At 58.4% G+C, this 13,230-nt stretch carries 16 protein-coding genes; 6 read left to right on the top strand and 10 right to left on the bottom strand.

What is annotated here, in order from left to right; translation table 11 throughout:
- Nucleotides 1–7: 7 nt before the first annotated feature.
- The 3 genes from ribH to nrdR all read right to left on the bottom strand — a co-directional run bounded on the left by ribH (nucleotide 8) and on the right by nrdR (nucleotide 2,123).
- Nucleotides 8–478, bottom strand: coding sequence for a 6,7-dimethyl-8-ribityllumazine synthase (gene ribH / locus ABIC80_RS20840; RefSeq protein WP_042712118.1), 471 nt, complete (start codon nucleotides 476–478; stop codon nucleotides 8–10).
- Nucleotides 479–567: 89 nt separating this feature from the next.
- Nucleotides 568–1,671, bottom strand: a complete 1,104-nt coding sequence (gene ribD, locus ABIC80_RS20835) for a bifunctional diaminohydroxyphosphoribosylaminopyrimidine deaminase/5-amino-6-(5-phosphoribosylamino)uracil reductase RibD (protein ID WP_429178458.1) — start codon at nucleotides 1,669–1,671, stop codon at nucleotides 568–570.
- 2 nt (nucleotides 1,672–1,673) lie between these two features.
- On the bottom strand, nucleotides 1,674–2,123 hold the full coding sequence (nrdR, locus tag ABIC80_RS20830; RefSeq protein WP_054804396.1) for a transcriptional regulator NrdR: 450 nt from the start codon (nucleotides 2,121–2,123) through the stop codon (nucleotides 1,674–1,676).
- Nucleotides 2,124–2,276: 153 nt separating this feature from the next.
- Here nrdR and ABIC80_RS20825 point away from each other — a divergent pair, with 153 nt between their 5' ends.
- The 6 genes from ABIC80_RS20825 (at nucleotide 2,277) to ABIC80_RS20800 (ending at nucleotide 8,248) form a co-directional block, all read left to right on the top strand.
- Nucleotides 2,277–2,819 (top strand): DUF3251 domain-containing protein, encoded by a 543-nt coding sequence (locus ABIC80_RS20825; RefSeq protein WP_200580916.1) that lies wholly within the window; start codon nucleotides 2,277–2,279, stop codon nucleotides 2,817–2,819.
- A 293-nt stretch (nucleotides 2,820–3,112) separates the two neighbouring features.
- Entirely contained in the window at nucleotides 3,113–3,994 is an 882-nt protein-coding gene (locus ABIC80_RS20820) for a nucleoside-specific channel-forming protein Tsx (protein ID WP_042712126.1), read from the top strand.
- Between the two features lie 174 nt (nucleotides 3,995–4,168).
- Nucleotides 4,169–4,852 carry an ABC transporter ATP-binding protein gene (locus tag ABIC80_RS20815; RefSeq protein ID WP_094419509.1) on the top strand — a complete coding sequence of 228 codons (684 nt, stop codon included), beginning with the start codon at nucleotides 4,169–4,171 and terminating at the stop codon, nucleotides 4,850–4,852.
- A 10-nt stretch (nucleotides 4,853–4,862) separates the two neighbouring features.
- Nucleotides 4,863–6,260: an ABC transporter permease gene (locus tag ABIC80_RS20810; protein ID WP_094419508.1), complete on the top strand. Its 1,398-nt coding sequence runs from the start codon at nucleotides 4,863–4,865 to the stop codon at nucleotides 6,258–6,260.
- A 30-nt stretch (nucleotides 6,261–6,290) separates the two neighbouring features.
- Nucleotides 6,291–7,082, top strand: a complete 792-nt coding sequence (locus tag ABIC80_RS20805; protein WP_429178457.1) for an outer membrane lipoprotein-sorting protein — start codon at nucleotides 6,291–6,293, stop codon at nucleotides 7,080–7,082.
- The gene (locus tag ABIC80_RS20800; RefSeq protein ID WP_429178456.1) at nucleotides 7,079–8,248 is read left to right on the top strand and encodes a hypothetical protein; all 1,170 of its coding nucleotides are present in this window, start codon (nucleotides 7,079–7,081) and stop codon (nucleotides 8,246–8,248) included. Before ABIC80_RS20805 ends, ABIC80_RS20800 begins: the two co-directional genes overlap by 4 nt.
- On the opposite strand, the gene ABIC80_RS20795 is transcribed toward ABIC80_RS20800, so the two are convergent.
- Genes ABIC80_RS20795 through ABIC80_RS20765 form a run of 7 tightly spaced genes read right to left on the bottom strand, consistent with a single transcriptional unit; the run spans nucleotide 8,236 to nucleotide 13,227 of the window.
- Nucleotides 8,236–8,979 carry a prepilin peptidase gene (locus ABIC80_RS20795; protein WP_429178455.1) on the bottom strand — a complete coding sequence of 248 codons (744 nt, stop codon included), beginning with the start codon at nucleotides 8,977–8,979 and terminating at the stop codon, nucleotides 8,236–8,238. The two genes, ABIC80_RS20800 and ABIC80_RS20795, sit on opposite strands and share 13 nt — an antisense overlap.
- Nucleotides 8,980–8,983: 4 nt before the next feature.
- Nucleotides 8,984–9,499, bottom strand: coding sequence for a hypothetical protein (locus tag ABIC80_RS20790; protein ID WP_263753119.1), 516 nt, complete (start codon nucleotides 9,497–9,499; stop codon nucleotides 8,984–8,986).
- Nucleotides 9,486–9,842 carry a type II secretion system protein gene (locus ABIC80_RS20785; RefSeq protein ID WP_429178454.1) on the bottom strand — a complete coding sequence of 119 codons (357 nt, stop codon included), beginning with the start codon at nucleotides 9,840–9,842 and terminating at the stop codon, nucleotides 9,486–9,488. The genes ABIC80_RS20790 and ABIC80_RS20785 overlap by 14 nt, the downstream gene beginning before the upstream one ends.
- On the bottom strand, nucleotides 9,829–10,302 hold the full coding sequence (locus ABIC80_RS20780) for a type II secretion system protein (protein WP_429178453.1): 474 nt from the start codon (nucleotides 10,300–10,302) through the stop codon (nucleotides 9,829–9,831). The genes ABIC80_RS20785 and ABIC80_RS20780 overlap by 14 nt, the downstream gene beginning before the upstream one ends.
- Nucleotides 10,302–12,167, bottom strand: coding sequence for a secretin N-terminal domain-containing protein (locus ABIC80_RS20775; protein ID WP_429178452.1), 1,866 nt, complete (start codon nucleotides 12,165–12,167; stop codon nucleotides 10,302–10,304). Before ABIC80_RS20775 ends, ABIC80_RS20780 begins: the two co-directional genes overlap by 1 nt.
- A complete protein-coding gene (locus ABIC80_RS20770; RefSeq protein WP_429178451.1) occupies nucleotides 12,164–12,682 on the bottom strand; it encodes a hypothetical protein in 519 nt (172 codons plus the stop codon). The genes ABIC80_RS20775 and ABIC80_RS20770 overlap by 4 nt, the downstream gene beginning before the upstream one ends.
- Nucleotides 12,679–13,227, bottom strand: coding sequence for a hypothetical protein (locus tag ABIC80_RS20765; protein WP_429178450.1), 549 nt, complete (start codon nucleotides 13,225–13,227; stop codon nucleotides 12,679–12,681). Before ABIC80_RS20765 ends, ABIC80_RS20770 begins: the two co-directional genes overlap by 4 nt.
- Between the last annotated feature and the right edge of the window lie 3 nt (nucleotides 13,228–13,230).

Below are 13,230 nucleotides of genomic sequence, written 5' to 3'. Positions count from 1 at the left end.
ACAAAATTCAAGCCTTGATGGCTTTCAATACATTAATCATTTCAAGCGCGGTCAGTGCGGCTTCCGCACCTTTATTACCGGCTTTGGTGCCAGCGCGTTCGATGGCCTGTTCAATACTTTCTGTGGTGAGCACGCCGAATGCGACCGGAATGGCGCTCTCCTGCGCGACATGCGCCAGGCCATTGCTTGCGCCGCCTGCCACATACTCAAAGTGCGCAGTACCGCCGCGAATCACGGTGCCGAGCGCAATCACGGCATCATATTTGCCGGTTTTCGCCAGCTCGCCAGCGGCCAGCGGCAGCTCGTAAGCGCCCGGAACCCACACGACGGTGATGTTATCGTCCTGCACCTGACCAATACGTTTCAGGGCATCGATCGCGCCTTCCAGCAGACTGTCATTGATAAAGTTGTTGAAACGCGCAATGGTGATGGCGACGCGAGCGTCCGGAGCAGCAACGTTGGCTTCAATAATGTTCATACACTTCCTTCACAGGTTCAGTTCGGACCCCGCAGGGGGGCGGATTTTAGCATACTATTTAACGCGCTGCTTCCCTTTTACAGCAGGCTTCACGCGTTGGTGAGGTGCAGGCAAACATCAGGGCCAACCTGCCGTATCTCACTGAAATTAAAGCGCGGCGCATCGGCAAGCGCCATTAATCCTGGTAACTGGCAGAGCCCGCGCGCATCGCTGCCTAACAGTTTAGGCGCAAGATAGACCACCAGCTCATCAACCAGACCCGCGTTCAGCAGCGCGCCAGCAAGCTCTGCGCCCGCCTCGACCCAGACGCTGTTAATCTGCTGTTTACCGAGCATCATCATCAGCATCACCAGATCGGCATGGCCGTTATGTTCCGGCACGATGATTTCGCGCACGCTCTCAGGCCACGCGCGCGCATCGGCTTTGGTGCGCGCAAACCAGGTCTCCCCCGGCTGGCTGACGACGTTATGCTGCGGCGTCACGCGGTTCTGGCTATCAATAATAATGCGCAGCGGCTGGCGCAGATCCGCTTCGGGATAGCACGCCTGGGTATCGCTGTTTAATTCGTTCCAGCGCACGGTCAGCGACGGATCGTCTGCCAGCACCGTGGCGCTGCTGCTGAGAATGGCATGGCTTTGCGCGCGCAGCTGCTGCACGTCGCGTCGCGCCTGCGCAGAGGTGATCCACTGGCTTTCGCCGCTCGCCATTGCCGTGCGCCCGTCGAGCGACGCGCCGAGCTTAAGCTGAAGATAGGGAAAACCGGTGCGCATACGTTTGAGAAAGCCTTTATTCAGCGCTTCGGCCTCGCTCATCATCAGGCCGTGGCTCACCGCAATCCCGGCCTGCTGGAGACGATAAAGCCCACGCCCGGCAACCTGCGGATTGGGATCCTGCATGGCGGCAACGACCCGCGCTACCCCGGCGGCAATCAGCGCATCGCAGCAGGGCGGCGTACGCCCGTGGTGGCTGCAGGGTTCCAGCGTCACATATGCGGTACCGCCGCGCGCGCGATCGCCCGCCATGCGCAGGGCATGTACTTCCGCGTGCGGCTCACCGGCGCGGTAGTGAAACCCTTCACCGACAATCTCGCCACCGTTAACAATCACGCAGCCGACGCGCGGATTCGGATGGGTGGTAAAGCGGCCGCGCTGCGCCAGTTTCAGCGCGCGCGCCATGTAGATTTCATCCTGCATGATCAATCCTGTAGACGGGCGATCTCTTCGCCAAATTCGCGGATATCCTCGAAACTGCGGTAGACGGAGGCAAAGCGCACATAGGCCACTTTATCGAGCTTTTTCAGCTGCTCCATCACCAGATTGCCGATCATCTTACTCGGCACTTCGCGTTCGCCGGTTGCGCGAAGTTGCGATTTAATATGGTTTAACGCCATTTCTACGTCATCGGCGCTTACCGGACGCTTCTCCAGCGCTTTCAACATGCCGCTGCGCAGCTTGTCTTCATTAAAGGGTTCACGCACATCATTGCTTTTTACTACGCGCGGCATCACAAGCTCTGCCACTTCAAAGGTGGTGAAACGCTCATTGCAAACCAGACACTGCCGACGGCGGCGAACGGATGAACCTTCTCCCACCAGGCGAGAATCGATGACTTTGGTGTCCACGGCGAAACAGAATGGGCAATGCATACGGGGTCCTGACGTGAGAGTTAACTGAAATCTATTTTAACCTGAAGTGGCATGACAACAAAGGCAGACCCTTTTTGAGACAATGGATCGATGGCAAGGCCGCGGTTGCGATCTACCATTACAGCGATCCTCCCCTTCAAGGAAACAGACGCAATGACAAGACGTTACCTAAGAACACTGTTGCTGGGAAGCCTTTTTACCCTCAGCGCCTGCGCTCCGCAAAGCGAAGTCCGCCAGCTCCACCAAAGCGTCAGTACGCTCAATAAAGAGATGAGCAAGCTGAACCAGGAGACGGTCAAAATCACACAGCAAAACAGCCTTAACGCCAAATCAGGCAGCGGCGCCTATCTGCTGCCCGGCGCCAATACGCCTGCGCTGCTGAAGAGCCAAATCGGCACACTGCGTATGTCGCTGAAAGATATGGCGCCAAACGCCGCCGGGACGCGCGTTGTGCTGCATATTCAGGGCCAGTCCAACGATCCGCTGCCCGCCTTTAGCGGCACCATTGAGTATGGTCAGCTTCAGGGCACTACCGAGAACTATCAGGAAGTAAATGTACAGAATCAGTTGATCAACGCCCCGGCCAGCACGCTGGCACCGAGCGATGTCGACATTCCGTTGCAGCTTAATGGCATCACGCCTGAGCAACTCGGTTTTGTGCGCGTTCACGATATCCAGCCGGTTAACGCGCAGTAACCTCTCTTCTGCGGGCGAGCCTCTCGCCCGCCCTTTCGCGGCTCCGTTTTTTTAGCCACTCTGCAACGTTGATATTCATCAATTGGCATTATCAATAAATGTCAGTACAATCGCCGCCGTTTAAACGACGCAAACGTGAACGCAATCGATTACGTATATGTCAATAATGTGAAACAACACATATTTTTGTGAGCGTGGATACTTATAATAGGCACGCAGAAATATGAAACATTTAGCAATTTAATGCGTGCTTACTTTCACTCCCGTCTGGGATCTTAATCAGTGGCGTAATGATGAAAAAAACTCTCCTCGCAGCCGGTGCCGCACTGGCGCTTACCGCTTCTTTCTCTGCCAGCGCAGCGGAAACCAGCAAACCTGAATTTGTCTCCGACTGGTGGCATCAGAGCGTGAACGTAGTGGGCAGCTACCACACCCGCTTCGGGGCTATTCCGCGTAACGATACCTATCTGGAATATGAAGCCTTCGCCAAGAAAGATTGGTTCGACTTCTACGGCTACCTGGATGCGCCGGTCTTCTTCGGCGGCAACTCCGGCGCGAAGGGGATCTGGAACCACGGCTCTCCGCTGTTTATGGAGATCGAACCGCGCTTCTCCATTGATAAGCTGACCAACACCGATCTGAGCTTCGGCCCGTTCAAAGAGTGGTACTTTGCCAACAACTACATCTACGACATGGGCCGTAACGCCGGTGGTCGCCAGAGCACCTGGTACATGGGTCTGGGCACCGATATCGACACCGGTCTGCCGATGAGCCTCTCCCTGAACGTCTATGCGAAATACCAGTGGCAGAACTACGGCGCGCCAAACGAAAACGAGTGGGACGGCTACCGTTTCAAAGTGAAATACTTTGTGCCGATCACGCCACTGTGGGGCGGCCAGTTGAGCTATATCGGCTTCACCAACTTTGACTGGGGCTCCGATCTCGGCGATCGCCGCTACTACAACAATGGCCAGCAGCAGCGTACCAGCAACTCGATCGCCTCAAGCCACATTCTGGCACTGAGCTACGATCACTGGCACTACTCCGTCGTTGCCCGTTACTGGCACAACGGCGGCCAGACCAAAGATGATGCGATCCTGAACTACGGCGCGGGCGATTTCAGCGCCCGCACTACCGGCTGGGGTGGCTACCTGGTGGTTGGCTACAACTTCTAATGTAACGCCTGAAAAGCCGACCTCGAGTCGGCTTTTTTATGCCCGAACGCCGCTGAATAAAAATCTGAAAACAGACCTTTCCAGTACACCAGTACCAATCCTCCCCATCCATTGCTCATCGCCATGCTTTAAAATCCGCTCCTGAGAGGAATTTACTCTAAGGAAAAGAGAACCATGTGGGCCGTAGAAATGGAGGGCATCAGTAAGAAATATTTACTGGGCCAGGTGTGGGTAGATGCCCTTAAAGACGTCACGCTCAACATTGCAGCAAACCGCTTTACCGTCCTGTCCGGGCAATCCGGCAGTGGCAAAACAACCCTGCTTAATTTAATCGGCGGCATCGATCGGCCCGACAGTGGTTATCTGGCAATTGCCGGCCAGCCGATGGCGGAGCTGGATGATGACCAGTGCAGCGACTTTCGCGCCCGCCACCTCGGTTTTATCTTCCAGAACTTCAACCTTATCCCGGTGCTGACCGTGCGCGAGAACATTGAAGTTCCGCTGCTGATTCAGCATAAAAACCCGGCATATCGCCAGCAGCGCATCGATGAGATGCTCGACAATGTCGGTCTGGCGCATAAGGCCGACTCGCTGCCGAATCAGCTCTCCGGGGGGCAGCGCCAGCGCGTTGCCATTGCCCGGGCGCTGATCCACCGTCCCGCGCTGATTGTCGCCGACGAACCTACTGCCAACCTCGACAGCAAAACCGGTGCCGCCATTTTGCAGCTGCTGCGCCATTTACAGCGTGAATACGCCGTGACAGTGGTCTTCTCCTCCCACGATCCGCAGGTGATTGCCGCCGCGGACGATCTCTATGTGGTGCATGACGGCAGCGTCACGCGCCCGGCAATGGTGTAAGGGGGGGATAATGCAAACCACAACGCTAATGAAACATGCCCTGCGCAACTTACTGCGCAGCCGCCGACGCACGCTCTCGACCCTCTGCGCCATTATCGTCGGGGCGATAGGCATTCTGCTGTTCGCAGGCTATAACCAGTCGATTGAGTACAGCCTGCAAACTACCTTCGTGCGCGACAAAGGCCATCTGCAGATCCAGCAGCGGGACTATCTTCTGCACGGCACCAGCAACCCTGCGCTGTACAGCATTCATAACTATCAACAGATCGTCGATATCCTCATCCGCGATCCGGTGCTGAAAAAGATGATCGCCGTTACCACGCCGGTCCTCTCCCTGACCGGGCTCGCGGGCCACTACGCGGTTGGCACCTCGCGTCCGGTGTTGATCTATGGCACAGAGGCCGTCGGACAGGCGCAGCTGGATAAGTGGGATGAATATCAGATAGGCGCAGACCTTATCGTCCGCAAACCGCTGACGGGTACCCAACCGGAGGCTGCGCTGATTGGCCGCGGGCTGGCCCGTCTGCTGCTGCTGTGTGATTTTGTAAAAGATCAGCCCTGCGCGCCGCCGCCGTCGAGAGAGAACAATGCCAGCGCACTACCTGACGATCTGCTGGCGCTGTCGCAAAGCGCCCGCGATACGCGTCCACCGGCTACGGGATCGCATATTGAGCTGCTGGCCGCCTCCGCCGCCGGTGCGCCGAATATTATCCGCGTCAACGTGCTGGGCACCCAGCCGCAGCAGGCGCGCGAGCTGGATGACACCGTAGTCAGCCTGCATCTGCGTCAGGCACAGCAGCTGCTTTTCGGCCAGGAGACGCCCGGCGTGACGGCAATCCTGCTCCAGCTGCACAGCACCAAAGAGATGGAGGCCGCACGGGCGCGCCTGCGGCAGATCTTCGCCAATAAACTCTCCGGCGAACCACTGGCGGTGTATGACTTCACACAATTACAGCCGCTCTACAACCAGGTGCTGGCGATGTTCGGCAAGATCTTCTCATTCCTGCTGGCGCTGATCCTCTGCATTGCGCTCTTCACCGTCGGCAACACCATGAATATGGCAGTGATGGAGCGCACGGTGGAGATCGGCACCCTGCGCGCGGTGGGGCTAAAACGTGGCGATATCCAGCGCCTGTTCCTGAGCGAAGGCGCGCTGCTGGGCGCGATTGGCGCAGTCTCTGGCGTGCTTATCGCGCTGGCGCTGGCCTGGCTTATTAACCGCTCCGGGATGACATGGCAGCCACCGGGCGTTACCTCGCCGCTGCCGATCCGCATCAGTATCTGGGGAGAGTGGCGCATGCTGGCCAGCGTCACGGGCACCCTGCTGCTGGTGACCGTGCTCTCTTCCTGGTGGCCTGCACGACGCGCCTCGCGGGTGTCGATTGTTGAAGCGCTACGCCATATCTGATGCAACACCCTGAATAAAAAGGAGGAATTCATGTCATTACGGAAAAAGAGCCTGACATCAGCGTGGCTGACCATCCTGTTGATCGGCGCCGCACCGGCGTACGCGGCGCTGAGCGCCCAGCAGATCCTGAAAAAAAGCGATGAGGTACGTAACCCGGATCGCTCCTTCAGCCTGGTAACCACGCTTATCAGTTATAAAAATGGCAAACAGCATGAAACCAGTGAACTGATACTCTACTCCCGGGTTGCGCCGGACGGCGGCCAGTTTCGCAGCCTGCTGCGCTTTATCAGCCCGCAGCGCGATGCCGGTAAACTGACGCTGAAAAGTGGTCGCGATTTGTGGCTTTACGATCCCACAAGCCAGGCCAGCGTGCCGATTTCGCCGCAGCAGCGGCTGATGGGGCAAGCCTCCAACGGCGATGTCGTTACCGCAAACTGGGCGGCGGATTACCAGGCAAAGCTGGTGGGAGAAGAGCGCATTCAGGATGGCGAGCGGCAGATGCGTGACTGCTACCACCTGCATCTGGAGGCGCAAAACAGAGATGCGGCCTATCCATCGATGGATTTATGGGTCGATAAAACCGACTTTAAGAGCCGCAAAGCGGAGTTCTATGCCGTTAACGGCAACCTGCTGAAAACCACCTTCTATCGCCGCTATGCGCCCGTACTGGGCGGCATCCGCTCGACGGAAGCGGTAATTATTGATGGGGTTAATGCGCACTGGGTTACCGTGCTGCGCCAGAAGGATTTTCAGTGGCGCGATGTGCCGGAGTCCTGGCTGCAGCGTGATTTTCTCGCCCATTTTCGGGATGCGAATTCATGACACGATCGCCCCTTTCCCTTCTCTGGCTTCTGCTTCTCGCCGCACTGCCGGCAGCACCGGCGCTGTCGCAGCAGGATGAGACCCTGGCAGCCCTCGATCTGGCTGACAGCGCCGAGTTTAACCCCGACGCCTACCAGGCGCTGAATATGATGTTTGAAGCGGCCAGCAGCATTAATCAGCAGCAGGAGAAAGAGCAGCGGCTGTCGCTGGATATGCGTCTGGATGCGCCGCTGGGTGAGAAGTGGCGGCTGGTGCTCTCCAACCGCCTGGATAGCCGGTTTACCCACCGGCTTAGCGAAACCCGCTATACCAATACCCTGCGCGAAGCGTGGCTCAGCTACCACCTGACGCCACAAACGATGCTGGATATGGGCCGCATCAACACGCGCTACGGCGTCGCGCTGGGCTATAACCCAACGGATTTTCTCGGTCGGGGCACCGTGCGATCCATGACCTCTGCCGATCCGGAAACCCTGCGTAACAACCGGATGGGCAATGGGATGGTGCGCCTGCAGCACTTTTGGGACAACGCCGCCGTTAGCGCGCTCTGGGCACCTGAAATCCGCAGGGGCAGCGCCGATCGCAGCGCCAGCCTCGACTGGCAGGCCAGCAACCCGCGCGACCGCCTGCTGCTTAGTGCCAGCTACCGCTTTGCGGAGAATTTCAACCCGCAGTTACTGCTGTTTAAAGAGCAGCAGCGCGAGCCGCAGTTTGGCCTCAATCTTTCGCGGGTGCTCTCCCGCTCAACGCTGATTTATGGCGAATGGGCCGGCGGGCGTCAGCCCTACAGCTGGCAGGAGACGCTGCTGCCAGAGAGCCAGTGGGATATCGCCTGGCGTAACCGCGTAGCGGCGGGACTCACCTGGACCGGCGAGAGCGATCTGACGCTGCGGCTCGAAGGGCACTACAACGGCAGCGCCCAGCCGACCGTAGCCGGGCAGGATCCCCGCCGCAGCGTGCTGTTGCAGGCTTACTGGAAAGACCTTTTCGCACAGTACGATCTCAACCTGATTGCGCAGCGGGATCTGCAGCGGCATACCAATATGGGCTTTGCCGAACTGCGCCGCCATCTTGGCTCGCTGGATGTGGCATTGCAGTGGCAAAAGGTCTACCTGCTAAATCTGAGTGAGCGCCGCTGGCAGATCTCACTGGATTACTGGCTGTAAACCATCGCCCAGCCGATGCAGGCGAGAATAATGGCGGGGCCAAATGGAAAGGGCTGCTGGCGCGCGGCGCGAAACAGCAGCAGCCCGCTCGCCAGCCCGATGAGTGCGGCGATCAGCATAATATCGAATAGCGCCGGTAAGCCGTGCCATGCGCCGATGCCGGCAAAGAGTTTCATATCCCCTCCCCCGATGCCCTCGCACCCGCGCCAGCGCGCAAACCCATAGTTGAGCAACCACAGGATAGAGAAGCCGACCGCCGCGGCCAGCATATGTTCCTGTAGCATCGCAAGAAGTGGCTGGCGGCACCAGGTGCAGAGTAGCGCCAGCAGTATAAAGGGATACGTCAGCACATCAGGCAGCAGCATATGGTCGATATCGATAAAAAACATCGCCACCAGCAGACTCAGCAGCGCCAGCGTCAGCAGCGCCGCCAGGTTGACGCCATCATGGGCTATCACCGCCGCAAACAGCAACGCCATCAACACTTCAACGGCCGGGTAGCGAACGCTTATCCGCTTGTGGCAACAGCGGCTGCGCCCGCGCAGCCACAACCAGCCGAGCAGCGGAACATTGTCGCGCGCGTTTATCCGTGTCCGGCAGTGGGGGCAGAACGACGGCGGCCAGCTCAGGCTTATCGCTTCCCCCTGCATTTTTCGCGGTAAACGGTAGATCACCACATTAATAAAACTGCCGAAAATCGCGCCGAGCAGCGCAAAAAAGAGGCTTTCCACAGGGTTATCGCTCCGGTTTATTAAGCAGCGAGCGGCAGGCAGAAGGGAGCGGTGCGGAGAGCACCTCCGGGGTTTTGAACAGCCACTGTTCGTAGCGCTCCGCCTGTTTGAAGTTCTTTATCTCAGGTGGGAAGAGCGTGTGGCGCAGCGGCGTACCGTGGCCTTTGCTGTAGACACCCACCCAGCGCCCCTGTTTGTCATAGCTCATCCCCCAGTCGCGCGAGCCGGTGAGCGGATCGGCAAACCACTGCCGCAGATGGGCGACGGGCTTTTTATCGCGGCTATCCTGTAGCAGATCGTCAAAGCCGAGCGGAAAACAGCCGCTGCCCTTTTTCTGATAACTGTGGATCGCATTGCGGATCTGCACGCCGCGAAAAAAGAGCTCCTCCTCCTGCTGCTGGCGAAAGTGCACCTCGCGCGAGCGGGTCTCTTTCAGCAAGGAGAGCGACAGCATGGTGAGCATCAGCAGCACCCACAGGTAGGTGAAACCGCCCTGCGCTGCGGGCTTACTCCTGTGCATTTTCCTGCTCCGGCAGGGAGGGCGAAGTAACATCGATAATCTGATCGTTCTCATCACGCTTCACTTGCCAGTTGTTGCGTCGCTGGGTGACGGGATCTAAGGGAATATCAAACAGGTACCCCTGCTCAACCAACTCCTCCAGTTGCTCCGGCCCGCTCAGACGATCGTGACGCCAGGCGGCAATCGCCGCGCGCAGAGCGTTACGGTTATGCTGCAACACCACAATTTTTGCGCGCTCGGTTTGATTAAAAAAGCGCGGAGCGACCAGCGTCATCAGCGTGGCGATAATCGCCATCACCACCAGTAACTCGATCAGCGTAAAACCCTTTTCACCACTGCGCATACGGCACTCCATTCAGTCCGGGCTGCATGCTGGTGGAGCTGACATCCCAGATATCCTTCCCGCCGGTGCTTTCACCGGGTGCCTGCGTCGAGGCGCGCAGCCGCCAGGTCTCGCTGTTCGGCTTGCCTTCACAGTCGCAGAAGGGATCGCGCGGGATGGCGCGCAGCAGGTAGATCTTCTCCCGGTTGGCCGACTTTTTATTGATCACGCCATCCACCAGTTGATTCAGCGACACCGGCCAGTTCGACATACCCGCCTCTTTTTCGATAATCCCCTCTTCGCTCAGTTGCGCATAGCGGTCGAGAGCGGTGCGGATCTGGCGCAGCGCCACGCGCAGCGCCTCTTCGTTGCGCTGCTGGATCTGACGCTGGTAAATCGGGATCGCGGCGCTGGCAAGCGTGGCGAGCAGCGCCAGCGATACCAGCATCTCAATCAGCGTGAAGCCGTTGCGCCGCGCCATTACGGCTTGCCTTTGGCAAGGGTTGGCGCCGGCACTTTTTTCAACGCCGGAAAGGTGGCCGGTGGCGTCAGCGGCGGTGGCGCAAAGTGCGAGGCTTCAGGCGTCTCCTCTGCGGCAGGCGGCAGGTAGGCGCTTTCACCCGGCGCATCTTCGCTGCCCATCTCAATGGTGTTGATATGGGTGCCCGGCAGGTCGATGCTGCGCTCAATGGTCGGCGTGATCAGCAGCACCACTTCGGTTCGCTCATGGTTACTTTCATGGCTGCCGAAGAATTTGCCGAGCAGCGGCAGATCCGCCAGCCCAGGCAGACCGTTCAGCCCTGCACTGTCGCTCTCTTTGATCAGCCCCGCCAGCATCTGCGTCTCCCCGTTCTGGCTGCTGAGCACGGTGGCCGCGTCGCGGTTGTTGGTACGATAGTAAGCGACGCCATCTTTTGAGTGTTCGGCGCTGCCGATGGTGCTGAGGTTAAACTTCACATCCATCGAGATGGTGTTATCGACGCTGATATCCGGCGTGACTTCCAGTTTCAGGCCAACATCCTGATACTCCACCTGCTCTTGTGAAAAGCTCTCAGAGATACTGCTGGTCAGCACCGGGATGCGCTCGCCAATCTCCACCACCGCCTTTTTATTGTTTTTCACGCGGATGCGCGGGTTCGCCAGCACGCGTCCATGGGAGCGGATCTTCTGCATATTGGCGCTCAGCCCCTGGCCGGAGCCGAGATTGACGAACATATTATTTTTATTCAGGGCGTTAATGGCGATATTGCTGTTGCCGGACTCGATAGCGTTAAAGCCTATGCCAATCTGCCCGGGGAAGTTGATGCCCAGGGTTTCAACATCTTTGGCGTCCACTTCCAGCACCTCTACCGCCAGCGTCACCTCCGCTTCCGGACGGTCGAGGGTCAGCAACAGCTGCTCGGCTTTTTCCACGCTTTCACGCGGGCCGCGAAAGGTCACCGAGTTGGTGCGCTCATCGACATGCACATCGCGCAGCTTAATCAAATTACGCAGCGCCACATTCAGCTCTTTCGCTTTGGCGTAACCGAGAAAGACCGTTTTCACTACCGTATCTCGGTAGAGCTTCTCTTTCTGCATCGTGGCGGGATAGATCAACAGCGTGTTGCCATTGAGGATCTTTTTACGCAGCTGGTTGGAGAGCAGCAGCAGATTGAGGGCGTTCTCCGCGCTGGTATCGTGGGCGATCAGGCTGGCGGTGGCCGCATCGGAGACATCCTTATCGTAGATGATATTGATGCCGGTAATCTGGCTGATGGCGGCAAAGATCTCCTTCAGATTATGTTTGCTGAAAGTGAAGCTAACGGGCTTGCGCAGCTCGCGCTTGATCTTCTTCTCCGGCTGATTCTGCACGGCTATCTCACGCATCAGACGGTCACGCATCTCTGCCGCCTGCGGCCAGCCGGGCGACTCTTCCAGGATCTGCTGGATTTTGGCTAACGCCTGCTCCGGGTCGGTTTGATACTGCGCCCGCGCCTGTTGGTAGAGCTTATCTAGTACGCGCAACCGGTCGATTTTCTGTAACCCCTGCTGCGCGACAAAGTGGCCGGGCTGATAGCGCAGCACCGCTTCCCATGCACGGCTCGCCGCAACATAGTTATTTTTCGCCGCCGCCTGGCGGGCGGTCGTGATATAGCCCTCCACTAACTGCGTCACCAGCAACTGCCGCTGTGTTCGCAGCTTCACATCCTGGGGGTGGCTCTTAAGCTGGCTATCGATACGCTGCAACGCATCACGCAGCGACGCCGTATTGACGGGGGCGGCATCTTCCGGTGCGACGGGTTTGCTGCTTGCGCAGCCGGTCAGCAGCGCAAGCGCACACACCATAGTGAGAATCGGTTTTTTCATTGTGTTGTTACGGCTTGTGTAGTCAAAGAGTTAAGGCTGATGCTGTACGGCTCATGCCCCGGTAATGATTCAAAAAGCAGGCTGTCCTGCGCCATCGCCTGCAGTCGCCAGTCGGGAGTGATCAGGCCGCCTGGCCGGATATACCCCGCTTTACGACAGGCGTCACAGAGCAGCCAGTTACGTGCGCCATCCGTCAGGATGACGATGCGCATGCCGTTGCGGATCCACAGCCCCACCGCGCGAAAAGGGAACGTGACGCGCTGCACCTTTGCCACCGGCGCGGGCGCGGCCGCTTTCGTTGCCGGTGCGTTATAGACCGGGAAGAGATCGGCAATCGCGCTGGCATCATCCGTGACATGCAGCGGCCGGTTCGCCTGGCGCGGCGGGCGCGTCTCATCTGGCGCAGCCTGGCTCATCTCGGGGCCGTTTTCTGCACCTTCGTCGGTGACATGCACCCAGAGAAGCAGCCCGGCGGTCAACAGCAGCAAGATTTTCAGATATCGCGGCAGCTTCATGACGCCTCCAGACCCGATGCCAGACTCAGTGTTAACTGCAGCGTGATCAGCAGATGGGCGCTCTCCGGGCTGGCGCGGCTGATGGCGAGCCTGTCGACATGAAAGATCAGGCTCTTACTCATGGTGATGAGGGATCGCGTCAGGTTTTTCCACTCGCCCTGCAGCGGAATGGTCAGCGCCAGCGCGCGTTGACGCCCTTTGCCGTTTTTGCCGAATTGATAGCGGCTGCCGTCAACCTGCAAATGGTTCTGCTGAAAAATGTCGAACACCGCTTTCACCTGCTGATACTCGGTGTCATTCAGCGTGCGCTGTAAGAGCGCCGCGCTATTGTCAGGCTGTGGAGAGAGCGCCAGTGGTTTATCTAACTGCAGCTCCAGCTGCGCATTTTCACCGAGAAGCTGGCGCTTTTCCGGCGCGAGCGCGCACTGCCAGTAAGCGGCCATCAGCAGTGGTACGAGCGCCGCCAGCAGCGGTGCCCTGCCCGTTTTTTCCACGACAGAGGCCAGCGACCAGCGTAGCCAGGGTAAAGAGTGGGAAAATCTCATATG

The organism is Kosakonia sp. 1610, assembly GCF_050435845.1.
In the GTDB taxonomy this organism is placed as follows: Bacteria; Pseudomonadota; Gammaproteobacteria; order Enterobacterales; family Enterobacteriaceae; genus Kosakonia; species Kosakonia cowanii.
Note: the sequence above shows the minus strand (reverse complement) of the source record. Positions and strands in the feature narration are given on the sequence as shown.

Excerpts from the sequence above, each read along its gene's own strand:
- ABIC80_RS20790 (WP_263753119.1), bottom strand. The coding sequence starts at position 9,499 with ATGCACAGGAGTAAGCCCGCAGCGCAGGGCGGTTTCACCTACCTGTGG.
- ABIC80_RS20815 (WP_094419509.1), top strand. The coding sequence starts at position 4,169 with ATGTGGGCCGTAGAAATGGAGGGCATCAGTAAGAAATATTTACTGGGC.
- ABIC80_RS20800 (WP_429178456.1), top strand. The coding sequence starts at position 7,079 with ATGACACGATCGCCCCTTTCCCTTCTCTGGCTTCTGCTTCTCGCCGCA.
- ribD (WP_429178458.1), bottom strand. The coding sequence starts at position 1,671 with ATGCAGGATGAAATCTACATGGCGCGCGCGCTGAAACTGGCGCAGCGC.
- ABIC80_RS20810 (WP_094419508.1), top strand. The coding sequence starts at position 4,863 with ATGCAAACCACAACGCTAATGAAACATGCCCTGCGCAACTTACTGCGC.
- ABIC80_RS20820 (WP_042712126.1), top strand. The coding sequence starts at position 3,113 with ATGAAAAAAACTCTCCTCGCAGCCGGTGCCGCACTGGCGCTTACCGCT.
- ABIC80_RS20770 (WP_429178451.1), bottom strand. The coding sequence starts at position 12,682 with ATGAAGCTGCCGCGATATCTGAAAATCTTGCTGCTGTTGACCGCCGGG.
- ABIC80_RS20805 (WP_429178457.1), top strand. The coding sequence starts at position 6,291 with ATGTCATTACGGAAAAAGAGCCTGACATCAGCGTGGCTGACCATCCTG.
- ABIC80_RS20825 (WP_200580916.1), top strand. The coding sequence starts at position 2,277 with ATGACAAGACGTTACCTAAGAACACTGTTGCTGGGAAGCCTTTTTACC.
- ABIC80_RS20785 (WP_429178454.1), bottom strand. The coding sequence starts at position 9,842 with ATGCGCAGTGGTGAAAAGGGTTTTACGCTGATCGAGTTACTGGTGGTG.
- ABIC80_RS20775 (WP_429178452.1), bottom strand. The coding sequence starts at position 12,167 with ATGAAAAAACCGATTCTCACTATGGTGTGTGCGCTTGCGCTGCTGACC.
- ABIC80_RS20765 (WP_429178450.1), bottom strand. The coding sequence starts at position 13,227 with ATGAGATTTTCCCACTCTTTACCCTGGCTACGCTGGTCGCTGGCCTCT.
- ABIC80_RS20780 (WP_429178453.1), bottom strand. The coding sequence starts at position 10,302 with ATGGCGCGGCGCAACGGCTTCACGCTGATTGAGATGCTGGTATCGCTG.
- nrdR (WP_054804396.1), bottom strand. The coding sequence starts at position 2,123 with ATGCATTGCCCATTCTGTTTCGCCGTGGACACCAAAGTCATCGATTCT.
- ribH (WP_042712118.1), bottom strand. The coding sequence starts at position 478 with ATGAACATTATTGAAGCCAACGTTGCTGCTCCGGACGCTCGCGTCGCC.